At 48.5% G+C, this 22,367-nt stretch carries 24 protein-coding genes; 18 read left to right on the forward strand and 6 right to left on the reverse strand.

Annotated elements, in window-relative coordinates; translation table 11 throughout:
* The 6 genes from E5336_RS03785 to E5336_RS03810 all read left to right on the forward strand — a co-directional run.
* Window positions 1-508 (forward strand): transposase (locus tag E5336_RS03785; protein ID WP_277820775.1); only part of this gene is annotated, 508 nt, incomplete at its 5' end.
* 329 nt (window positions 509-837) lie between these two features.
* Window positions 838-1,008 (forward strand): hypothetical protein, encoded by a 171-nt coding sequence (locus tag E5336_RS03790; protein WP_168353544.1) that lies wholly within the window; start codon window positions 838-840, stop codon window positions 1,006-1,008.
* Window positions 1,009-1,245: 237 nt separating this feature from the next.
* Window positions 1,246-2,943 carry an ABC-ATPase domain-containing protein gene (locus tag E5336_RS03795; protein WP_135979753.1) on the forward strand — a complete coding sequence of 566 codons (1,698 nt, stop codon included), beginning with the start codon at window positions 1,246-1,248 and terminating at the stop codon, window positions 2,941-2,943.
* A gap of 170 nt (window positions 2,944-3,113) precedes the next feature.
* Window positions 3,114-3,323, forward strand: coding sequence for a type II toxin-antitoxin system Y4mF family antitoxin (locus tag E5336_RS03800; protein ID WP_135979754.1), 210 nt, complete (start codon window positions 3,114-3,116; stop codon window positions 3,321-3,323).
* Window positions 3,320-3,643: a HipA N-terminal domain-containing protein gene (locus tag E5336_RS03805; protein WP_135979755.1), complete on the forward strand. Its 324-nt coding sequence runs from the start codon at window positions 3,320-3,322 to the stop codon at window positions 3,641-3,643. Before E5336_RS03800 ends, E5336_RS03805 begins: the two co-directional genes overlap by 4 nt.
* Entirely contained in the window at window positions 3,640-4,599 is a 960-nt protein-coding gene (locus E5336_RS03810; protein WP_135979756.1) for a HipA domain-containing protein, read from the forward strand. The genes E5336_RS03805 and E5336_RS03810 overlap by 4 nt, the downstream gene beginning before the upstream one ends.
* A gap of 201 nt (window positions 4,600-4,800) precedes the next feature.
* On the opposite strand, the gene E5336_RS03815 is transcribed toward E5336_RS03810, so the two are convergent.
* A complete protein-coding gene (locus tag E5336_RS03815) occupies window positions 4,801-5,784 on the reverse strand; it encodes a pyruvate kinase (protein ID WP_135979757.1) in 984 nt (327 codons plus the stop codon).
* Between the two features lies 1 nt (window position 5,785).
* Complete coding sequence (locus E5336_RS03820) at window positions 5,786-6,745, reverse strand: L-lactate dehydrogenase (RefSeq protein ID WP_135979758.1); 960 nt, start codon at window positions 6,743-6,745, stop codon at window positions 5,786-5,788.
* 100 nt (window positions 6,746-6,845) lie between these two features.
* Between E5336_RS03820 and E5336_RS03825 the strand changes: the two genes are divergently transcribed.
* The 8 genes from E5336_RS03825 to E5336_RS03860 are packed head-to-tail and all read left to right on the forward strand — an operon-like array spanning window position 6,846 to window position 14,808.
* Window positions 6,846-8,840 (forward strand): BglG family transcription antiterminator, encoded by a 1,995-nt coding sequence (locus tag E5336_RS03825; RefSeq protein WP_135979759.1) that lies wholly within the window; start codon window positions 6,846-6,848, stop codon window positions 8,838-8,840.
* Complete coding sequence (ypdE, locus tag E5336_RS03830; protein ID WP_135979760.1) at window positions 8,837-9,895, forward strand: aminopeptidase; 1,059 nt, start codon at window positions 8,837-8,839, stop codon at window positions 9,893-9,895. Before E5336_RS03825 ends, ypdE begins: the two co-directional genes overlap by 4 nt.
* Entirely contained in the window at window positions 9,892-10,215 is a 324-nt protein-coding gene (locus E5336_RS03835) for a PTS lactose/cellobiose transporter subunit IIA (protein WP_135979761.1), read from the forward strand. The genes ypdE and E5336_RS03835 overlap by 4 nt, the downstream gene beginning before the upstream one ends.
* A 1-nt stretch (window position 10,216) precedes the next feature.
* Window positions 10,217-10,564 (forward strand): PTS sugar transporter subunit IIB, encoded by a 348-nt coding sequence (locus tag E5336_RS03840; protein ID WP_135979762.1) that lies wholly within the window; start codon window positions 10,217-10,219, stop codon window positions 10,562-10,564.
* 24 nt (window positions 10,565-10,588) lie between these two features.
* Entirely contained in the window at window positions 10,589-11,914 is a 1,326-nt protein-coding gene (locus tag E5336_RS03845; RefSeq protein WP_135979763.1) for a PTS sugar transporter subunit IIC, read from the forward strand.
* 45 nt (window positions 11,915-11,959) lie between these two features.
* Window positions 11,960-13,042, forward strand: coding sequence for a M24 family metallopeptidase (locus E5336_RS03850; protein WP_135979764.1), 1,083 nt, complete (start codon window positions 11,960-11,962; stop codon window positions 13,040-13,042).
* Window positions 13,032-14,243 carry a MalY/PatB family protein gene (locus E5336_RS03855; RefSeq protein WP_135979765.1) on the forward strand — a complete coding sequence of 404 codons (1,212 nt, stop codon included), beginning with the start codon at window positions 13,032-13,034 and terminating at the stop codon, window positions 14,241-14,243. Before E5336_RS03850 ends, E5336_RS03855 begins: the two co-directional genes overlap by 11 nt.
* Entirely contained in the window at window positions 14,227-14,808 is a 582-nt protein-coding gene (locus E5336_RS03860) for an RDD family protein (RefSeq protein WP_135979766.1), read from the forward strand. The genes E5336_RS03855 and E5336_RS03860 overlap by 17 nt, the downstream gene beginning before the upstream one ends.
* Before the next feature lie 71 nt (window positions 14,809-14,879).
* Here E5336_RS03860 and E5336_RS03865 read toward each other — a convergent pair whose 3' ends face one another.
* Together E5336_RS03865 and E5336_RS12360 are read right to left on the reverse strand one after the other, a co-directional pair.
* Complete coding sequence (locus E5336_RS03865) at window positions 14,880-16,136, reverse strand: ATP-binding protein (RefSeq protein ID WP_135979767.1); 1,257 nt, start codon at window positions 16,134-16,136, stop codon at window positions 14,880-14,882.
* Window positions 16,137-16,233: 97 nt separating this feature from the next.
* A complete protein-coding gene (locus tag E5336_RS12360) occupies window positions 16,234-16,398 on the reverse strand; it encodes a hypothetical protein (protein WP_168353545.1) in 165 nt (54 codons plus the stop codon).
* A 56-nt stretch (window positions 16,399-16,454) separates the two neighbouring features.
* On the opposite strand from E5336_RS12360, the gene E5336_RS03870 reads away from it, so the two are divergent.
* A complete protein-coding gene (locus tag E5336_RS03870; protein ID WP_288341954.1) occupies window positions 16,455-16,634 on the forward strand; it encodes a glycine radical domain-containing protein in 180 nt (59 codons plus the stop codon).
* Between the two features lie 40 nt (window positions 16,635-16,674).
* On the opposite strand, the gene E5336_RS03875 is transcribed toward E5336_RS03870, so the two are convergent.
* The gene (locus E5336_RS03875) at window positions 16,675-18,174 is read right to left on the reverse strand and encodes an ATP-binding response regulator (protein WP_135979768.1); all 1,500 of its coding nucleotides are present in this window, start codon (window positions 18,172-18,174) and stop codon (window positions 16,675-16,677) included.
* Between the two features lie 183 nt (window positions 18,175-18,357).
* On the opposite strand from E5336_RS03875, the gene E5336_RS03880 reads away from it, so the two are divergent.
* On the forward strand, window positions 18,358-18,840 hold the full coding sequence (locus E5336_RS03880) for an HD domain-containing protein (RefSeq protein ID WP_135979769.1): 483 nt from the start codon (window positions 18,358-18,360) through the stop codon (window positions 18,838-18,840).
* 47 nt (window positions 18,841-18,887) lie between these two features.
* Here E5336_RS03880 and E5336_RS03885 read toward each other — a convergent pair whose 3' ends face one another.
* Complete coding sequence (locus E5336_RS03885; RefSeq protein ID WP_135979770.1) at window positions 18,888-19,937, reverse strand: BglG family transcription antiterminator; 1,050 nt, start codon at window positions 19,935-19,937, stop codon at window positions 18,888-18,890.
* 146 nt (window positions 19,938-20,083) lie between these two features.
* Between E5336_RS03885 and amrA the strand changes: the two genes are divergently transcribed.
* On the forward strand, window positions 20,084-21,475 hold the full coding sequence (amrA, locus tag E5336_RS03890) for an AmmeMemoRadiSam system protein A (protein ID WP_135979771.1): 1,392 nt from the start codon (window positions 20,084-20,086) through the stop codon (window positions 21,473-21,475).
* Entirely contained in the window at window positions 21,472-22,287 is an 816-nt protein-coding gene (gene amrS, locus E5336_RS03895; RefSeq protein WP_135979772.1) for an AmmeMemoRadiSam system radical SAM enzyme, read from the forward strand. Before amrA ends, amrS begins: the two co-directional genes overlap by 4 nt.
* Window positions 22,288-22,367 lie beyond the last annotated feature (80 nt).

Consider the following 22,367-nt stretch of genomic DNA (forward strand, 5'->3'; position numbering starts at 1 on the left):
GATCGGTCATTCTAATTTCGCAATGGAAATAGAAATCCGGCAGACTGTGGAGATGATCGAAAAGATCAATTCAAACCTAGAGGCTGTTGAGAAAAAAATAGAAGAGTTCAGCCGACAACTAAACTCTCCCATTCTTGCCATCCCTGGTATCTCACACATATCAGCGATGTCTATCCTGGCAGAGATCGGCGATTTCTCCAAATATGAAAGTGCCAAACAAATCATCAAACTGTCAGGAACCAATCCATTTGTATATGAATCGGGTACCTATAGTATGGCACGAACAAGGTTAGAAAAGAAAGGGTCAAAGTATCTAAGAGCAACACTTTATAAAACGATTCAGACAGTAATCCTCTTCAATCCGGTATTCAATCAATACTATGCAAAGAAGCGAGCAGAAGGTAAGTCCCACCTTTGTGCTCAAGGCCACTGCGTGCGTAAACTGCTTCGAATAATCTATCATATTTTGACGACCGGCAAAGAATTTGATCCAGCCCTTTTACGATAATAAATAAGTCAAAGTCATCTTTAAAAAAGCTATTTCCCCATAGTTCTTTTTAGTGTACACATTTTTACAATTTCAAAGATCAAATCGACAACAAATCAAGCAATAATATTTCAAACTATTTCATAATTTTATACTTGACTTCCTATATAGTTGTCTTTTCTTAAGAGTATAAATCAGGGGACAAAGTCCCCTGTCAAGACTTTTTATTTTATCAAAAAAGAATGGTATTACAAGAAAAAAACTTCATATCGCAAAACCCCCACAGCTATTGTATTGATTGCTAAAAAGAGCTGTTACACATTCTGCCTGGTTTCGTCAACAACGCCAAGGTGATCGCCCCGTACGCGATCAACGCGCAGTCGGTGGTGGATTGTGTGCTTGTCCTGCTGGTGGCGGTGCTCTTATTTGTCTTGTCGCGCAACGAGAAAATTTCCAAAAAGGAAGGCGTGTTGTTCGTCTTGCTTTATGTCGCGTATTCGGTGTATGTGTTTGTACGCTAGCGCGGGAGCCAACGCAAGTCCGGTATAAAAAGGACCGGGCTTTTTTTTAGAATTCCTGACGGGAGTTTCCGGATTTCCATACCGGATCACGCGCGAACCGGAAGAGGATTTCGAGATTGCGAAAACCCGCAATGATTGTATGGATTGCTGAAAAGTGGGATTACACAACGTGTCAGGTTGCGTTAGACAAGTTTAATTGTCCTGTTTTCGTTAAGATAATTGATGAGAGGTGACAGTATGCAGACACAACGGGATTTTATCAAAGTTTGTGAAAGAATACAGGGAAGAGGTTATCCGGCATACAAGGATTGTCGTGGAGAATATCAATGCGATGGCTATGTGTTTTCCGTCGACCATGTGCAGGGCGATCCGTTCGCGGCGCCAAGCGACGTGTCGGTTCGGGTTCCAAACTCTTTTGAAAAGGAGAGCTGGGAGGTTCGACATCGCCGGATCGCGCTGGAGGATACATTGCTGCGGATTTTTTACGAGGCGTTGAAAAACGATCCATACAAAGGCCGCGGAAGTGGAAAAAGCGGCGTGATTTATGTGAGTCGGCCGCAGCAGGAAGTGATGGAGCGAAGCGCCTGCCATATCGACGAAAAGGAAATTACCATTCGGTTTCACATTGGATTTCCGGCCAACGGACGGCGGGTCTTATCGGACGAGTTGATTAAGATCGTGTGCAATTATTTGCCTGAAATGATTTTAAACAACTTGATCGCGGGAAATTTAAGCATGAAAAATCTGGAACGGGTGCGGGAGGCGATTTCGCTGGCCGACAACCAGCACGCGTTGCGGGAAGCGATGAAGAAACTCGATCTGGTGGCGTTTGTGGCGGATGGGGCCATTTTGCCAAGAAAATCGGGTATTTCACAGTCGCCGATGCGGGATGCGGTGCCGTTTATTTCGCCGGAATCGCTGAGCGTGGAAATTCCGGTTCCGCACGGCAAGCCAATCAAGGGAATGGGAATCAAAAAAGGAATTACGCTGATTATTGGCGGCGGATACCATGGTAAGTCCACGCTGCTGGAGGCGCTGGAGCGGGGCGTATATGACCATATCGCCCATGACGGACGGGAATATGTCTTGTGTGACGAGAGCGCGGTGAAGTCAAGAGCGGAAGATGGACGGAGCATCGAGAACGACAATATCGAGGCGTTTATCCGCGATTTGCCGGGCGACAAGTCGACACGCGCCTTTTCGAGCGAGGACGCGTCCGGATCTACTTCGCAGGCGGCGGGCGTGAGCGAGGCGCTGGAGGCGGACGCGAAAGTTTTGTTGTTTGACGAAGACACAAGCGCGGCCAACTTCATGGTGCGCGACGCTTTGATGCAAAAAGTCGTCCATCCGGATCACGAGCCGATCACACCGCTTGTCTATCGCATTTCACAGTTGTTTGAACGGGCGGGGGTCAGCACGATTTTGGTTGCCGGCAGTTCGGGGGCGTTTTTCGAGCAGGCCGATTTGGTTTTGCAGATGGATCACTACATTCCGATGGATGTGACCGCCAGAGCGAAAGAGATGGCGCTGGCGTTCCCGTATTTGTGCTCGCCGGAACGAAAACTGGCACCGGAGCGCTTCTTTACATCGCGTGTTCCACTGCCGTTGGCGTCTTTGCGATCCGACCGGGTCAAAATCAAATCGCAAGGACTGGACGCCATCGTGCTGGACCGGGAACCGCTGGATGTGCGTCTGGTGGAACAGCTGGTGGATCCGGAACAGCTGCCGACGCTGGGCGCGATGGTTTTGTACGCGCATCGGCATTTGATTGATGGAAAGAGGACGTTGAAGGAAGTCGCGGACAGGCTGGAAGAGCGAATCGACAGCGAGGGATTGCGGGTCCTTGGAAAACGGGACTTTTGCCGGGTAAGGAAACAGGAGTTCATGGGGGTTATGAACCGGTATCGTTCCCAGCGTATGAAACAGAAATCTTAAAAGGGCGAGTGCCCTTTTTCTTTTGGCGGCTGGATGGAAAGTGGACATTCATAACCGAAAGTATACCCGTTCGGGTGTTGATTTGTGCTGAATGTCCAATTTTATACCCGAAAAGGTATAAAATGGCTATTTTTGTTGAATATATACCCGAAAGGGTATAAAATAAAAACATGACAACGATTGGAAACTATATCAAAACGGAACGAAGAAAACTGGGAATCACGCAGGAGGAGTTCGCGCTGCGGGCCGGACTGGGACTGCGGTTTGTCCGTGAGCTGGAACAGGGAAAGGAAACGGTTCGAATGGATAAGGTGAACAAGGCGCTGCGGATGTTTGGCAAGGAAGCGGTGCCGGGTGATTTGGATCGGAGCGAGGAATGAGAAAAGGAAGTGTATGGGTGGAGGAACGAAAAGCCGGAACGATTGAAGAGACGGATCGCGGATACCGGTTTTCCTATGAAAAAGACTATTTAGCCATGAAAGATGCGAAGGACGTCAGTTTGACTTTGCCGCTTCATGATGAACCTTATGAATCGTCTGTGTTATTTCCTTTTTTTGATGGATTGATTCCGGAAGGCTGGCTATATGATGTGACGGTTCGAAACTGGAAGCTCGATCGTAAAGATCGTTTTGGCGTATTGCTTGTCGCCTGTAAAGATGCCATTGGAAATGTATCCATATGGGGGGAGAATGAAAGATGAAATGTTTGTATTGCGGAAAGGAGATCGTCGATCCCGCGCCGGAAGAAATGGAGTCACAATGGCATACAGAATGTACTAAAAAATTTTTCGGAATGACTTTGCATCCGGTTCTTGATTTAGATGATTCGATCTTGCGGGAAATCGCTCGAAAAACGGTAAGCGAAGGATATACGGTGCCTGGCGTTCAAAAAAAGCTTTCTTTGCATTTGATCGAAGAAGAGAAGGGATCGCGGTTAACGATCGTAGATTATCCGGCAGGATATATTTTAAAACCACAAACGGGAAAATTTTCCTATCTTCCAGAATTTGAGCAGTTGGGAATGCGCCTTGCGCAAATTGCTAAGATTCCTACCGTTCCATTCGGGTTGATTCGATTAAAAGATGGGACGTTGGCGTATATCACGAAACGAATTGACCGGTTGGAGAAAAAGAAAAAAGTCACAAAGCTGGCGATGGAAGATTTTTGCCAGCTTCAGAAACGTTTGACGGAAGACAAATACAACAGTTCTTATGAGCGGTGCGCAAAAACAATAAAAAAATATTCGGCTTTCTATCAATTCGACTTAACTGAATTGTTTATCCGACTCGTTTTTGCGTTTCTCATTGGCAATTCCGATATGCATTTAAAAAACTTTTCGTTGATTCAAAACAAAGAAGGGGTGTATCAGCTTTCTCCGGTATATGATCAGCTTCCTGTTAACATCATAATGTCTAAAGATTTCGATCAAATGGCTTTAACGTTGAATGGAAAAAAGCGAAATTTGAGGCGAGGCGATTTTTTGAAGTTCGCGCATTCGATTGGGATTGAAAAGAAAACAGCTGAAAGACTGATTGAGCGGATGCTGAAAAATATTGGCCGCTTTTTGGAAGCGTGCGAACAATCTTTTTTGCCCGAAGAAGAAAAAGAAAACGTGAAACGATTGATCCTGGAGCGGGCGGAATCGCTTCACGGATAAAGAAAGCCGGCAAGTTTGGCGTCTTTACCGGTTTGGAAAAACAATAAAAAGGCTATCATTACGAAGGGGATGCTCGAGAAGCAAAAGTAGAAATATCACGTAAACCGTGAAGAACTTAAAAAGGTAAAACCGCTTTATTTAAAGTGATTTTACCTTTTTTCTTTAAAGCTGTAAAACAAACGACATGAAGACGTGCCCGAATTAAAAGGTACCATCCTCCCGGTCTTTCAGAGCAGTATACGCGGTTTGTGCAAAATAGTTCATCGCTTCGACAGGATAAGAGCCAGACGCCGTTTCCCCCGTCAGCATAATCGAGGACGCCCCATTGTAAACCGCGTGGTAAATATCGGATATTTTCGCCCGTGTCGGGATGGGAGAAGTCATCATCGAGTGCAGCATTTGCGTCACGATCATATACGGCTTTTCATGCCTGCGACATATTTTCTCCAAGTCGTGCTGCGCGCTGGCCAGATGGACAAGACCAACCGAATCGGCAAGATCTCCACGGGCGATGATCAATTCATCGCAATACGGAAGCAGGGATTCCGCCATCGCGATTCCTTCTTTTGATTCGATCTTGGCGTATAGGCAGGCGTTTTTTAGACCACACGCATCCATTTGCGCACGAACCTTTATCAAATCTTCTGTGCTGCGAACAAACGGCTGCATGATGCCGGTGACGCCATATTGCGCCGCGCACGATAAATTATCGAAGTCTTCTTTTGTCAAAACCGGCAAAGGGATCGACACATTTTGGATGGTGATACTTTTCCGGGGAAGAAGCAGGCCGCCCCGGAGAACTTTGGATTTCTCATGATCTACGGTTTCAAGCAGGATCCTGCCATCGTCCACGAGGATTTGGACACCAGTTTTTAAATAGGGTCGCACACAATCCGGAAATCCAAGCGTGTTCGTCATCACGATATGATCTGTTTCCAGTGGCAAAGGCGATAAAGAAGCGGAGGTTCTTAATTCCGGACCTTGCATATCTATAAGAAGCTGAGGAGAAACGCCGCACCGCTTGGCCGCGATATGAAAGTTGGCGATCCAGTCGGCATGTTGCGCCAGATTGCCATGCGACAAGTTCAGCCGCATCCCTGTGGCACCAGCCCGAAACAAAGCCATAATCGTTTCGACTTCATGGCAGGCCGGGCCAAGCGTTCCGAATATATAAAGGTCTTTCATATTAACGACTCTCAAGTACCGGATTCACAGTTTCCGTCCAGATTTTTTCTAACAACCGGCAGCTATCCAAAAACCGCTGCTGCTCGGCGGGTTCAAGCTCAAGCTCCAGCTTTTCAATGACGCCTTTCGCCCCGATGATAGCAGGAACCCCGTTATAAATACCCGTATAACCATATTCACCATTTTGTTTAGCCGAAACGGTAAGAATGCTGTTTTCGTCATTTAAAACGGCTTGGACAAGTCGATTGAGCGTCATTCCAATCCCGTAATATGTCGATTTTTTCCGATTGACGATTTCGTACCCGGCATTGCGCACCTCGTCAAAGACTTCTTCCAGCATGTCTTCGTCGATTTTACGGGACTTCAATACATTCCGTATGGTCTTGCTTCCAATGCAGGCATGGGACCATGGCACAAAGCTCGAATCTCCGTGTTCGCCAAATACGTAAGCATGAATATTGTAAGGAGAAACCTGGAGACATTCGCTTAGACGAAAACGCAAACGAGCCGTATCCAGCAAGGTTCCCGTACCAATGACCCGGTTCGTCGGAAGGTTGGACACTTTCTGCGCGACCGCTGTCATTAAATCAACCGGATTGGTCGCCACGATCAGGATGCCGTCAAAACCGGAAGCCATGATTTGCTCGGTGACCGACTGGACGATTTTTGTGTTATCGACCGTTAAATCCAGACGGGTCTGATCGGAGCGCTGAATGATGCCGGCAGTGATGACGACAATATCGGCGCCTTTGCAGTCGGCATAGTCACCCGCTTTCATGCGGATTTGTTTTTTGGCAAAACAGCCGGCATGCTGCAAGTCCATGGCTTCGCCAATCGCTTTTTCTTTGTTCAAGTCGATTAAAACGAGTTCATCGACATTCCCCTGAACGACTAAGCTGTAGGCAAAGCTCATTCCCACCAGCCCTGTTCCAACGAGAACGATTTTTTTATTGTTTTTCATATGATTGATTCAACTCCTTCAAAAGGAACTATAAGAGAGGCGGGATGAATAGAAAAGAAAGAGCGTGACAAGTTAAATTGCAGAACCACTGCATTTTAAGATGCAAAAAATTGCGTTTACTTTGCAAGAGCCAATTTTTATGATAAGTGTGTCAAGCGAAAGAAAAAAGCGCTTACATAATGAGGAGGTGGCAAAAATGAGACTTTATTCAATCATGCGCGATTTTATCGAAACGGCTGATTGTCTGAATCTCAAGTATTTTACGGAAAAGTATCACGTTTCCAAACGGACAATACAAGGGGATCTCTCCTATTTCATGAATATCGGGGAGAGAAACGGGTTCAAGCTGCATACAATCCGTGGAAAAGGATATTTGCTGGAAGTGACAGACTCAGAAAAATTTGACCGGTTTGTTGCGCAGCTGGCCCAGCAGCATCCAACCGTTCCTCCAGACACACCTGAAAATTTGACCGCTTTTCTCGCGGTGCAAAAAGACTACATTTCTATGGAAGAAACAGCTTTCCATTTTCACATCAATCGGTCGGCGGTCAAAGCGCTCATTAAAGAAGTTGAAACGTTTTGCCGCAAATACGATGTGGTTCTGGAAATCAAAAGCCATTATGGCTTGCGTCTAAAAAAAGACAATCTCGCATTTACGACGATGCTGGCGGAAATGCTGGAAGCGGATAATCCGGTGTTAAAGCTTTATATGGAGCAATCTCTTCCTGTTTTTCGGACCATCTATCCGTTTCTCATTGATCAGATTACCGAGAGCCGGCAGCAAATCAACTACAATGAACTGAAAACGATTTATATTTGGCTGGGAGCGATCGCTCTTCAGGCTTCGCTTCTTTGTTTGCCGGAAGAAAGATACCGCGTAAAAAACACCCCGGTCGATCGCATTGCGGACGCGGTTTTTCAACAGCTCAATAAAAACGCGGGTTTAAATTTCGCGGCCTGGCAATATGAAGTGTTTGTGGATGTGGTCCGAAGCAATATTCGACTTAAAGATGCCTCGCTGGATATTAGCGACCAGCTGGAAAACCATATCGAAGAATTTTTGAAAGGAATTGACGCGCGATACAACACAAAATTTACGGATGACGAAAATTTCAAAAAAATGCTGTCGGAACATGTCTGTCTTCTTGTAAGCCGAAGCCATCAAAAAGTGTCGTATAAAAATTCGATGCTTCATGAAATCTGTATTCGGTATCCGCTCGTATTCAGTGTGGCAATCGAATTTTCCAATATGCTTCAACAACTGTACGGGATTACAGTGACCCAGGATGAAGCGGCTTTTATTGCTACTCATTTTGCAGGTCACCTGGAAAAAGAAAAGAGAGAAAAGCTCATGCGGTTTGATCGGGTAGCTGTCGTCTGCTCAAGTGGCGGCGGATGTGCTTATCTTCTGAAGATGCAGCTGGAAACGATTTTTCCCCAGCAAAAAATTCAGACATTCAGCTTTCTGAATATGGATGAACTCGAGTTATTCGATCCCGATATTATTTTCACGATCATGCCGCTAAACCGGGAGTTTAATATACCTATTATTTATATTCATGAGTTGTTGGAACCGGAAGATCTGGCAGCGATCCGGCAATTTCTATCTTATGACTGCATACAAAATTTTCAATTATCGGATACATCAAGTAAATTTGATGCTTTGTTTTCCCGGCGATACTTTCAAGTTCGGAAAGCTGGTTCCTACAAAGAACTTATCTCCGAGATGGCGGATCAGTTGATAAAAGACGATGTTGTGGAAGCGGAATACAAAGACAGCGTGCTTGAGCGGGAAAAATACATGAGCACCGTATTCTTCAATGGCGTCGCGTTACCGCATCCAATCAAGCTTTGCGCAAAGAAAAGCGTGATTTCCGTCTGTATACTCGATACGCCTTTGATGGAGCAGGGAAAGGAAGTTCGCACTGTTTTTCTTATCTCCCTTCGCAAAGATGAATATGGAAAATATGAGGAGATTACGAAGCTTTTTTACAAACTGATGCAGGACAGAGGAAGCGCCAGTCACATGGCGGCTGCCCGTTCTTTTGAACAAATGCGATTGATTCTTAGAGAAGTGGAGGCTACGGTTTCATGAATGAAACATTTTTACGCAAATTGAGCAATGCGGACGCGATCGCGTCCAAAGAAACGGAAGTGCGCGACCTGCTCGTGGAAGCCAATCGAGAGCATTGTGATGAAATTCGCTGCGACCATCTCGGAAGCGTGATTTTTGTGAAAAAAGGGTGTGGAGCCCATCCTTTGAAAATCATGTTTACCGCGCATATGGATGAAGTGGGATTTCGGGTACGGCATATTTCCGACCTTGGTTTTGTCTATTTAATAAAGACAGGTGGTGTGCTGGACAACTGTCTGGATATGCAAAAAGTCCGGATTACGACGCGATCAGGAAAAAAATTACCAGGCATCATGAACTGCCAGCGGGACAAGGCGGGCCATCCAGACGATATTTATGTGGATTTAGGATTTGAAACAAGAGAACAAGCGGAAAAAGCAGGACTTGAAATTGGCGATATGGTGACATTTGATACGACGTGCGTGTTGCCCGAAGGCACGGGAACCATCATGGGAAAAGCGATGGATGACCGTACTGGCTGTTATGTCGTCAGCAAGGTGCTGGAAAAGCTGAAGGACAGGCGGCTGGAAAACGACATCCTCATGTGCGCAACGAGCAGCGAGGAAGTCGGTACGCGCGGAGCGAAGACGGCGGTATTTCAGGAAGATCCCGACATTGTATTCGCGATTGACGTGGCCAACCACCCGGAGCTGGATCGAAGCTTTAAAAATCACCGCCAGCTTCATAAAGGATGCATGATCGAGCATTATGACAAAACGATGGCGCCCAATGACAAGCTTCTGCAATTTGCTAAAGAAACCGCGCGAAAAGCGAACATTTCCTTTCAGGAGGACATGCTGAGCGGAGGCGGGACGGATTGCGCCCAGGCGCATCTGATTGGCAATGGAAAGCCGGCTCTGGTTATCGGGATTCCTTTGCGGTATTGTCATGGACCGGCATCTATTGCCAGTTTGAGCGATATAGACAACGCGGTCGCGTTCGTATGCGAACTCGCCGCTACACTAACAAGAAAGAACTACGAACAGTTTCTACAGTTTACAGGAGGTATGAAATGACTGAATTGGAACAACAAATCGTAACGATTATTTCTGCGGCGGGTGCCAGTAAAGCGAAAGCTTTCGAAGCGCTCCGCAAAGTGAAAGAAAGCGATTATGATGGCGCCCGGGCTCTACTTGCTGAATCGAGACAGGCAGATCTGGAAGCGCATAAAGTACAGACCGCACTCATCACGGCAGAAATGTCCGGGGAGGAGCGACCGGAAATCGGACTGTTGATGGTCCATGCCCAGGATCACTATATGACGAGCCAGCTGGCCCGGGATTTGGTTGAAGAATTTATTGAGATTTTTGAAGCAAAAGAAAAAGGAGGAAAATAAGATGAAAATTGTATTGTGCTGTGCAGGTGGATTTTCTACCACTATGTTGATGGATAACATGAAGAAAACGGTTCATAATTCTGCGAAATTGAATGATGAGGACTTTGCGTTCAAGGCTGTGCCTGTCGATTTGCTGCCGGCCGAAGTAGAAGACACGGATGTGCTTGTCGTGGGGCCGCAAATCGCACACCGTATCGACTACATTCATGAAATGATTGATCCGTATCAAATTCCGCACATCATCGTAGACCAGGATGTGTATGGAAAAATGGATGGCGCCACGGTTATGAAGCAGGTTCTGATCGCCCGCCGAAAAGCGGATCTGGCAAAAGCAAATAAGAAATCGTAAAAGTGAAGGGACAAGATAAAAGTTATGATGAATAAATTCGAAACGTTCATGTCCAAATATTTGACGCCAATCGCCAATAAAATGGATCAGAACCGTTATTTGAGCGCGATCAAAAAAGCGATGGTCGCGATGACTCCGATTCTTTTGATCGGTAGTTTCTGTTTGATTCCGGAAGCGATTCCGAACATGATCGGTCCCAACAATCCAATATCCCAGTGGATCACGACCAATCTGGACATTATCTACATTCCTTACAATGTAGGAATGGCGCTTCTCTCGCTTTATGTGACGGCGGTTATCGCCTACCATTTAGGAAAACATTACAAACTGGACATTCCCGGCGTTCTCTGCATGGCGATTATCGCTTTCTTGATGATGGGTGTTGACTATGGAGAAGACGGTGGAATCAAATCCACTTATCTGGGGCCGAAAGGCTTGTTCGCGGCGATGTTTGCTTCCATTATCGCAGTGGAATTGTTCCGCTGGTGCAAGAAGAAAAACTTTACGATTAAGATGCCGGAGTCGGTGCCGGATTTCGTATCCCGCTCTTTTGAAATGATTCCGATTAGTGTAATCATTATTGGTTTCTTCCTGATCATCCGAGTTGTGTGCGTCAATGTGCTGAACACGCTGCCGCCTCTGGTTTTCACGAATTTGTTCGCGCCTTTGGTCGGCTCCATGGACAACCCGTTTGCGGTTACGTTCTTGCAGATTTTGCGATGTCTGCTGTTCTTCTGTGGTATTCATCCATCGGTGCTTTCACCGATTACGAGCCCGATTTCAACGCAGTTTCTTGCTGAAAATATCGAAATGGTCAAAGCCGGCGGCGAAGCGATCCACTTTTTCGCTCCTGGACCGGAATCGGCATTCGGAAACTTTACAGGCACCGGCGTGACGTTTGGTCTTGTGTTCTGGTGCTTGCTGTCCAAGGCAAAAGCAATGAAACAGGTTGGCCGCATCTCGCTGATTCCGGCGTTGTTTGGAATCAATGAGCCAATCTTGTTTGGCGCGCCGGTCGTATTGAACCCGATTTTCGCGATCCCATATGTAATCTGTGGTGGAATTATCGGCTCTATTCCGTACTGGATGATGTACTTTGGCTGGCTAAAGTGTTCCACTTTCACGCCACCATATGTTGGCGTTTTCCTGGAAGGATATTTGACGAACTTTGACTACATGTCTTTGGTTGCAAACGGAATCCAGCTAGTTCTGTCCATCTTGATATGGTATCCGTTCTTTAAAATTTATGAGAATCGTGAACTGCTGGCGGAAAAAGAAAAAGAGGAAAAACAAGATATTTTCAGTGCCGAAGATCAGGCTCTACTGGATGATTTACATCTTGATTTCTAATGATTTCAAAGGGCAGGATTTTCTTGCCCTTTCTTTGGAGGGACAATGGCGAAACATATTGAAAACATTCGAAAAGAGTTAGGAAGGCACCGCGCCGACGCAATTTATCTCAAAAGCAAGACGATGAAAAAATATTTGGATACGATGACCGGGAGCGGTTGTCAAATCCTGATTGCGAAAGAGAAAGGTTATTTGCTGCTGGATGGCCGGTATGTGGAAGAAGCAAGACAAAAGGAACGGGATTTGGAAATTATTCTAACCGAAAATATAAAAGAGGAAATAAGCCGGATCATGAAAGAAAACGACTGGCATTGCCTGGCCGTGGAAAACAGCGAAACCTCTGTCAGTGCATATAAAGATTTCAAAGAAAAAGGGTTAGATGTGATTTTACTGGATGAGGAACTCGGACAAATGCGAATTGTCAAGGACGAAGAGGAAATCCGGCGCATTCAGGAAGCTGTCGATCGAACCGATTGGATTTTTGAACAAGTCAAAGCGAAAATCAAGGCAGGGATGACGGAGAATGAGGTTTCCGCCTGGCTGCAATACTACGCGATCGCCAGTGGCGCCCAGCAGATGGCGTTCGACACCATTGTGTCGTCCGGAGAGCGGACCGCCCTGCCGCATGGCCGGCCGACGAATCGCAAGATCAGGCCCCATGAGCCGATCCTGATTGATTTTGGAATCCAATACAACAACTATCAGTCGGATATGACACGGATGCTCTTTATCGGGGAACCGTCTTCAGAAATGAAAAAAATTTATCATACGGTTCTGGTCGCGCAGACCACGGCGCTGGCCGCGATAGAAGAAGGAAAGACTGGACAGGAAATAGACGCGGTGGCCCGGAAAATCATTACGGACGCCGGATATGGCGCGTATTTCGGTCATGGGCTCGGGCATGGAATCGGAATCGGGGATGGCAGCGAGCTGCCGCGGCTGAATCCAAAATCGGATACCGTTTTGAAAGAAGGCATGCTGATGTCCTGCGAACCCGGCATTTATGTGCCGGGCGTCGGGGGTGTCCGCATTGAGGACGATGTCCTGATTCGCGACGGGAAAGGCGTGGCCTTGAATCGTACTCCGAAAGAGATGTGCATTTTGCAGGAGGAAACACATGAACTATGATTTTAATGAAGTAATCAATCGGAAAGGAACGTATTGTACGCAATGGGATTATGTACAAGATCGCTTTGGGGAAAAAGACTTGCTGCCCTTTACGATTTCGGATACGGATTTTAAGATTCCGGTTCCGATTACTGAAAAGATAAAAGAAGTGGCCGCGCATGAAATTTATGGGTACACGCGCTGGAACCATGCGGATTTTAAGAACAGTATTGCCGGGCATTACGGTCGAAGATTCAACACGCCAATTCAAAAGGAATGGATTTTATACAGTCCATCCGTCATGTATTCGGTCAGCTTGCTGATTCGGCTTTTAAGCGAGGAAGGAGACGGCGTCTTGACGTTCGATCCGATGTATGACGCTTTTATGAATGTGATTGAACAAAATCACCGGAAGCTGATTGGCCATTCGCTCAACGCGGAAGAAGGATGGTCGATTGATTTTGAACGGCTGGATAAAGAACTGGAGAGCGCTTCGATTCTTTTGCTTTGCTCGCCACACAATCCGACAGGCCGGGTTTGGACGAAAGAGGAAATGGATCAAATCGTGCGTTTGTGTAAAAAGCACCGCGTCAAAATCATTTCGGATGAAATTCATATGGACATCCATTTGCAGGGGGAGGCGCCGATTCCTTTGCTGCGATATATCGGCGAATATGACGGATTGTATACCGCCTCGGCCGCTTCGAAAATTTTCAATGTGCCCGGGTTGATTGGATCTTACGTTATGATTCCGGATGAAGCCATTCGAAACGCGTTTTTGCATCAGACGCGCACGATGGATTTTCTAAATTCCGCCAGTATTTTCGGCATGCATGCGATCATGACCGGATATAACGAATGTGACGACTACATTGACCAGTTGTCGGCGTACGTGTTCGAAAATATGAAATTTGTCCACGATTTCCTTGCGAGTCAGCTCCCGGATTTTCAGTTTGCAATTCCTCAGGCGACTTATTTGGCCTGGATCGACGTTTCCAATGTGCCGTTTGGGGCAAAAGAGATGCAGGAAGCGCTGGTAAAGGTTGGAAACGTGGCGGTTATGAATGGCGAAGTGTATGGAAAGAATGGCAAAGGGTATTTACGGTTGAATTGCGGATGCCCGCGGACCAAGCTGGAAGAAGGGTTGCGACGGGTGAAAATCGCGATGGATTCTTTGTACGACGCGAAACGAAAGGAGAACGCGGATGAAAAAACTGTTTAGCTGGGTCGACCAGACGCCCAACAAAGTGAACACGACCGCGCGTTTGTACGCGTATTTGATTGACTGGGTGGTTGGTGGCGTGGTTTGCGCTTTTCCGGCCGTTCTTCTTTATGGATTGATTACACGGCGCAGCGATGTGTTTACGGATCTCTATGTGTTTCCGGCACTGGGGTACAGCCCGTTCTGGTCTTATCTTGGCGGTTTTCTATGTATTGTGGCAGCCATTGTTTATTTTGTTTATATTCCGTATAAAAAGTACGAGGGCCAGACGTTGGGCAAGAAAATCATGAAAATTAAAATCGTGAATAAAGATGGAAGCCGTGTCTGTTTGCGATCTTTGTTCGTTCGCCAGTGTATTGGTTTGATGATTGTGGAAAGCGGTGCGGTTGTGGTGGGTGGTTATTTTCGGCAAATGGCTACTTTGGCGCTTTCCTACAATGTGGATTCCTGGTGGCAAATGGCGGGGTCGATTTTGATCGTCCTGTCCGCGCTGCTGGTCGCTGTCACGCTCAGTCACCGCGCTTTGCACGACTATTTGGCCAACACGAAAGTGGTGCCGGCTTAAAGGAAAAAGATTCCCGGAAGACAATTTTCGGGAATCTTTTTTATAGGGCATGGATTTTGATTTGGCGGTCTTTATTTTTTGAAGATCCTGTATTTTGTATTCATGCCGGAACCGTTTTTTTGAATCAATCCTTTAGAGGACAACGAATGCAGAAGGCGAACGGTTTTCGCTTTGCTGAAGCCGGTCCGCTCTTCCAGCTGCGCTCTCGACAACAAAGTCGAAGAAGACAAGTTGCTTAATATCGTCTTTTCATCGGCTGAAGTCTCGATGACCGTATCCGACACGGGAAGAACAACGGTGATGGAATTGTCGTAGATTTTAAATTCCGGACTGGCTTGATAGGGGTCATAGGCTTTCTTGACCCTTTTGATTCCGGAGCCAAACATTTCAATGTACGCGAGTCTGAAAAAGATATTTCCTAAAATTGGATTTCGCAAAAAACTGATTTGTCCATCCAGATATTCCGCTTCGCTGATGCCGGCCGGCAATCCGCCAGGCGACGTGATTTCTATTTTGTCTTGATCCATCGAAATCCTGATTCTTGTTTGGATGTCCCATGTCCGATGGACCAAGGCGTTTGCGAGCGCTTCGCGAAACGCTTCCTTTGGAATCATTTCTTTTTGGACGCGTTGGCTCCCTTCGATTTTTTCATAACAATAATATTTCCGGTACATTTCCATCGCTTGATGGTACATACAGAAAACGGACATATGATCATAGGTTTGACGTTCCATGAGTTCGTTGATATTCCGCCCGTATCGTACGAGATCCACGCCTGGAAACCGGTTTTCATCCGCGACAAGAGCCGCGGCGTGATTATAGGTGTTTTTATCCATCAACCCTAATGTTTTCAAAATGTCCGGTGTTATCGTTTCGACGCCTTTCTTTTGAAAAAATTCTTTTCCAAGTTGAGAGAAAGTCAAATCTTGTATAGATGAAGGCTGTTCTTCGTAGGTTTGATTCGAACCTTCCAGAATCAGGCGGTTTAGCTCAAGACGATCCACTTCGATCGTTGCCGAATCGTTTCTTTTATACGTTTTTCCTTTATAAAAATAAGGGGTGTAAGGACCTTTCAAGATGTTCAGGGTTATGGTTTGATCTTCGTTTATATCTAAAGTGTAGGAAGGGAGCGGCTTGATCGCATCGTTGATTTTGTTTTCCAAACGCAAACAGGCGTCAACCGGATGCTCGATTCCCGGAACCGTGCCATCGTCACGGATCCCAAAAATGATTTTTCCATCGCCAAAATTTGCGTAAGCTGATATTGTTTTTAAAAATGAATTTGTATCGACGGTTTCTTTCAATTCCAGATTCCTGCTTTCGCGCATTGTGATCACCTCTTTTTGATATTGTATATCGAATCGAGTTGGTGTGCAACGAGAGCTTCCTCGACTCAAAAATTTATGAGTCGAGAGCTTTATCGACTCAAGTCGACTCGTTCGTGCAGTAAAAAGGTTTTACAGGGGAAAACTTTTCACTTTCCGTAACGACAATCAGCTCGTTTGCCTGGTTGGCGGGCGTATCTGGTCTTTGTTCGTGAACCCCCGCCTTGTCGTCGTAGCCGTCGACGCCGATAAAAAACTTGTCCACAAGAAAGTGGCTCGCCGTGTCTTTGACAAACGGCCCGACGGCTGTTTTTCAACCGCCTGCATGGCTACCATGTGCAATACAACATTGTTTCGAAGGCGACGCTGCTGGACGCGCAGGCCCATCCGGAAAAGCATCGGGATCTTATTGTCCGCGTGGCGGGATACAGCGCGTTTTTCAACGTGCTGTCGAAAAAGACGCAGGACGATATCATCGGGCGGACGAAGCAAACGTTATAAAAGAAAAAGCGTATCGTGGACGGGATACGCTTTTTTGTCGTCAGGAAACGAGACAGTGGTGGATGGCTTGCTCGAGAATGTCCGGGTCGATTGGTTTGTCGAGATGGATGTCGATGCCGGCCTGGCGCGAGGCTTGTTTGTCGGCTTCCAGCGAGTTGGCGGACAAGGCGATTAGCGGAATGTGGCGCATCGCGGGGTTGTCGCGCATCGCCTTGGCGAGCTGCCAGCCGTTCATGTGCGGCATTTGAATATCGGTCACGACAAGATCGAAGCCGTTTGGATCGGCCACGAGGCGGCCGAGCGCCTGCAAGCCGTTTTCCGCTTCCTCGACTTGAAATCCCATGTCCTGCAAGATTTCCGTTTCGATTTCCCGGTTGATTTCGTTGTCCTCCACGACGAGCAGCCGGATCGACGCTTTGGATAGCGGGTCCGGGGACGAGGCCGGTTGGCCGGAATCCAGGACGCCATTCAAATGGCGGGAAGCGTTGGATAAAAACGCTTCTTTGACCCGGTTGGCGCGGCGGGCGGTTTCGAGCGCGTCGACGAGAATGTCGTTTTGGCGTCGCTCGTTTTCGACCGGATGGAGATGGATCACGACGCGTTCCACTGTTTTGGCGCCCGGCACGCTGTTGACGACGCGCAACCGCATCGCCAGAGGGGGTTCGTGGATGGCGACCTGGTAGGTCAGCGTGAGTTCGGGCTTGCCGGCTAGAGCGGCGCGAATGGATTCCGGCGCGGTTTGCGCGAGAAACGCGGCCTGGTCCTGAGGAAGGATCCACTCTCTGGCGTAGTCGCGAAACAGGGCGTCGTACTTTGCGCTGGCGCCTTTGGGCAGCAGGGCGCCCATCCGGTCGCTGACGCGAAAGCCGTAAATGGTTTGGCGTTCCAGGTCGGCGTATAAAATCGAGTCGTAACGTTCGGAGAGCGTTTCGATGACTTCGGCGTGCATGGTTTGCGCCTGATGAACGCGGCGCAGCCTCGCTTCGAGGCGCTCGATTTGCCGGATTTGTTTTTGCTCGCGTTCGACGCGTTCGGTGATGTCAGCGAGCGTGACGCAAACCAACGCGTCGCGGCCCGGCTCAAAAAGATCGGAGCGGCGCTCTTCGACCCATCGAACGCTTTGGCTTACCGGCCGGATGCGGTAGGTAAGGGGTGTGGAAGACGCGGATGGGCGGATGACCTCGTTTCGGATCCGGGCGCGGTCTTCGAACGCAGCGATTTCGGAAAACGACCGGTTGACGTACGCCAGCCATTCGTCGAGGCTCGCGCATTCAAAGAGCTGGACGAGCGCTGGATTGGCGTACACGATTTCTTTTTGTTCGTCGTTTTTGAAAACAAGAAGAGCGTCGGGTAGCCATCGGGCGAACGCGATAAATGAAAACGCGAGCGAAAACAAGGCTTGGCGCTCTGGCGACGGGGAGGCGATTTGGTCGCGCGACTGCATCGCGGACTCCCAGGATATAGAATGGACCGTCAAAAATTCGGCAAGCGCGGCAAGCGCCTGGCCAATCGACGGCGGAAAGTTTGACTGGTGTATCATTGAAAAAACCTTTCTGCTCTAGAGAGAGGACTTTTTTGTCCTGTTTTTCATGATACCATTTTGCGGGAGGGCGAAAAAGCGGATTTTGAAAAAGAGAGGAAAAAAACGAGGATGTGACATCAAAATGGTTTATATTCCCTTAAATAATTTGCATTATGCGAAGTTATCGCCTATAATAACGGCATGAAAATGAGGAAAAAAGAAGAGTTTCAGAAAAAAATCCAGGCCCATGTCGAGCATTTTGAACAAAACGGCCGCTTTTTTCAACAGCACAATTATCCGCACCATAAACATGTGAGCGTGCATGAGCATGTGCGCCATGTCGCTTATACAGCGCTGAAAATCGCGCATTCCCTGAAAGTGAAAGTGGACGAGGACAAGCTGATTCGCGCTGCGCTGCTGCACGATTATTATTTATACGACTGGCATGACGACGAGGCGTGGCATAAGTTTCACGGGTTTAAGCATCCCCGCTTCGCCTGTGACAACGCGCATCGGGATTTTGGCCTTTGCGAACGGGAGCAGGACGCGATCCTGAAGCATATGTTTCCGCTGACGATCAAACCGCCAAAACACCGCGAAGGGTGGCTGATCACGCTGGCGGACAAGATTTGCGCGTTCAAGGAATGCTGGATCAAAAACTGGAGCTACGAAACGACACGATAAAACAAAGAAACGCAATCTTGATGGAGGTTGCGTTTTTTTGTGTGGCGCTATTTGATTTTGTGGATGAGCAGGCTCGAGAAAGCGTGAAAATCCGTTTGCGCGGACAGGCGGGTCATGAACTCCTCGTCGGAAAGCAAGCTGACAAGCGGTTCGTACACGTTCAGGAAGACGCGTTTGTCGACTTCGTTGATGGCGAGCAGAAAGACGGCGTACACTTTTTGCTCGTTGTTCCATAAGACCCCTTCCGGGCACAAGGCGACGCTGACCTTTGTTTCCCGGGCCGAGGAAACGAGTGGGTGCGGGATGGCGAAGCCGCCAAACGCGGTGGAACACGCCTTTTCGCGTTCGAGTACGCTTTTTTCGAAATCCGACGCGACGATTTCCTTTTCGTTGAATCGGGCGCACATTTGATGAAGCAGCGCCTCTTTGCTCGTTTTGCGGACGACGGAAAAGAACGGTTCCTGGAAATATTCGAAAAAATGGTTTCGAATCATTTCCCCTTTTTTCCGCTCTTTGATTTTTAAGATTTTTTTGCTGAGCGCCTGCTGGGTGTATGGTGTCCAGATCGGCGAAAGCGATATGACTTTTTGGCTCGAAACGGTCGAGAGTGGAATCGTAGAAACGACAAGGTCGTAGCCGTCGTCCATGCCGCTTTGTTCCGAGGAAGCGACGTGCGGAATGTAAAGCTCGTCGGCGAATCGCGTAGAGAGCGTTTGCAGCAAATCGGACTGGAAGTTCAAATACGCCGGACAGACGAGCAAGGTTTTCAGTTTTTGGTTGAGCGCGTTCGACTGGTCGATCCAGGAGGAGATGTGGATCGCGAAAAAGGCGATTTCGTCTTCCGGCAGCAGGACTTGAAAGTTTTTTTTGTATTCGACGGCCATGACGATCGCCATTTCATAAATGGTCGGGCTGATTTGCCGGATACTTTCTTTCATCGGTTTTTTGATGAATCCGCCTGTTTGCGCGCGAATGTTCAAATTGTGCAAATGGCGCAAAAACAATTCCTTGACTTCTTCCCGGTTGAGGTCGACATGAAACCTTTTTTCCAGCAAATCCAAAATTTGACTCGTGAAACGAATGTTTTTTTGATCCATTTCAAAGGAAGGCTCGCTGGCGCGAGATTCCGGATTTTGACTATAAACAGGTTTGAGGGACGCCTTGAACCTTTTTTCGTATGTGGTGTTTCTTTTTACGTCGTCGGATCGTTTCGATATAATCAAGAAAAAGGAGATGATGTTGTATGCATCCAATCACAAACGCGATGGTCGTGCCCCATCCGCCTATCTTTTTGCCCAACATTGGACAAGGACGGGAAGCCCAGGCGCAGCCCATCCTCGACGCGTACCGGGCGGCCGCGCAAAAACTGATCGCCTCCCAACCGGAAACCGTGGTCATTGTTTCGCCGCACGCGCCAAGCTACTTCGACTACATTCAAATTTCCAGCGGGAAGGAAGGCGTCGGCGATTTGCACGCTTTTGGCGATTCCATCGACCGCTTTCAAATCCGCTACGATACCGAACTCATTGAGGAAATCAGCGCGATGTGCCTTCAGGAGGATATGCCCGCCGGCACGCTAGGCAAGCAGGACGGCCTGCTCGACCACGGCACGATGGTGCCGCTCTATTTTTTGAAAGACTTGCCGGCGTCGACCCGGTTCATCCGGATCGGCATTGGCGGCGTCAACGCCCGCCTGCATTATCAGCTGGGTTCGATCGTTCAACGCGCGGCCGCGAAGCTGGGTCGACGCGTCGCTATTGTGGGATCGGGCGATTTGAGCCACTGCCAAAAGGAGGACGGCGCCTATGGCTTTAAAGCGTGCGGTCCCGTTTACGACGAGAATATGATGCGCGTCTTAAAAACCGGCAATTTTCTCGCCCTGCTTTCGATTCCCGAACGCGATTCCGACGAGGCGATGGTTTGCGGGCAGAAATCGTTTTGCGTGCTGGCCGGCGCGCTGGACGGACTCGCCGTCATGGCAAGCGAGGGAGCGCACGCGGCGCCGTTTGGCGTCGGCTATGGCGTCGTGTCTTACGCCCCGCTTGGCTTGGATCCGCTTCGGCACTTTTTAATAACCGCCAACGCGCAGGCGCGGGCAGACTACGAAGCTCGCGTCGCCCGGGAGGACGACTACGTAAAGCTGGCGCGGACCACCATCAACAACGAAATCGAAAAGAACGAGTTGACACTGCCTTCCATGGATTTGCCCGAAAAACTGTTGAAGGAGCGCGCCGGGGTCTTCGTATCCATCCATGAAAACGGCCGGCTGCGCGGCTGCATCGGCACGACGAGTCCGACGCGCGAGTGCGTCGCCAGCGAAATCGTGAGCAACGCCATCGCCGCGGCCACCCGCGATCCGCGTTTTCCAGCGATACAGCCCTGGGAGCTCGAATCGCTTGAGATCCATGTTGACGTCCTCGGTCCGGCGTCTCGAATCGACTCCTCCGATTCGCTCGATTCCAAGCGGTACGGTGTCATCGTGACGAAAGGAAACAAGCGCGGGCTGCTGCTGCCGGATCTGGAAGGCGTGGACACCGTGGAGATGCAGCTTTCCATCGCGAAACAAAAAGCGGGACTCGATCCAAACGAGCCGGATTGCGTGCTCGAACGCTTTGAGGTGGAGCGCCACATATGAAATGCGAGACATGTTTTCGCCATTGCGCGCTTGCCGAAGGACAGATTGGCTGGTGCAAGGCGCGGCAGCGCGTCGGGGATGTGATCGTCGACCGCAACTACGGGAAGATCAGCGCGCTCGCGCTGGATCCGATCGAGAAAAAGCCACTGGCGTTTTTCCATCCCGGCTCGATGATTTTGTCGGTCGGCAGCTACGGATGCAATCTGGCGTGTCCGTTTTGTCAAAACCACGCAATCGCGCAACGCGATCTCGATGGATCCTGCGCCTGGGTGACACCCGAACAACTTGTGGAAAAAGCGGTTTCCCTCGTTCCGCGCGGCAACATCGGCATCGCCTTCACATACAACGAGCCAATGCTTTCGTGGGAGTTTATCCGCGATACCGGCCGGCTGGCCAAGGCGAGAGGCTTGCAGGTCGTCGTCGTGACCAACGGTAGCGTGACGCTTCCTGTTTTGGAAAAGGTGCTGCCGTATGTCGACGCGTTTAACATCGACTTGAAAGGCTTTTCCAACGCGTACTACGACTATGTGTCCGGGAATCTGGAAACCGTCAAACGATTCATTGAACGGGCGGCGACGGATGCGCACGTCGAGCTGACGACGCTTGTCGTGCCGGGAAAAAACGACAGCTTGGAGGAAATGGAGGCGCTCTCCAGCTTTGTGGCGTCGATTTCTCCGTCGATTCCGCTGCATTTGACCCGATACTTTCCACGATGGAAAGAGGAAACGCCCGCGACGTCCATCGAAACGCTGCAAGCGCTTCAAGCGGTGGCCCTTCGGCATCTCGACAAGGTTGTGCTAGGAAATGTATGATGTTTTTCGTTGACAAGCCAGAGGAAGGATGGTAGGATCATACCACTAGTTAGTTTAAACTAACGATTGACGAAGGAGAA

The sequence above is a fragment of the Dubosiella muris genome, from assembly GCF_004793885.1.
GTDB lineage: Bacteria > Bacillota_I > Bacilli_A > Erysipelotrichales > Erysipelotrichaceae > Dubosiella > Dubosiella muris.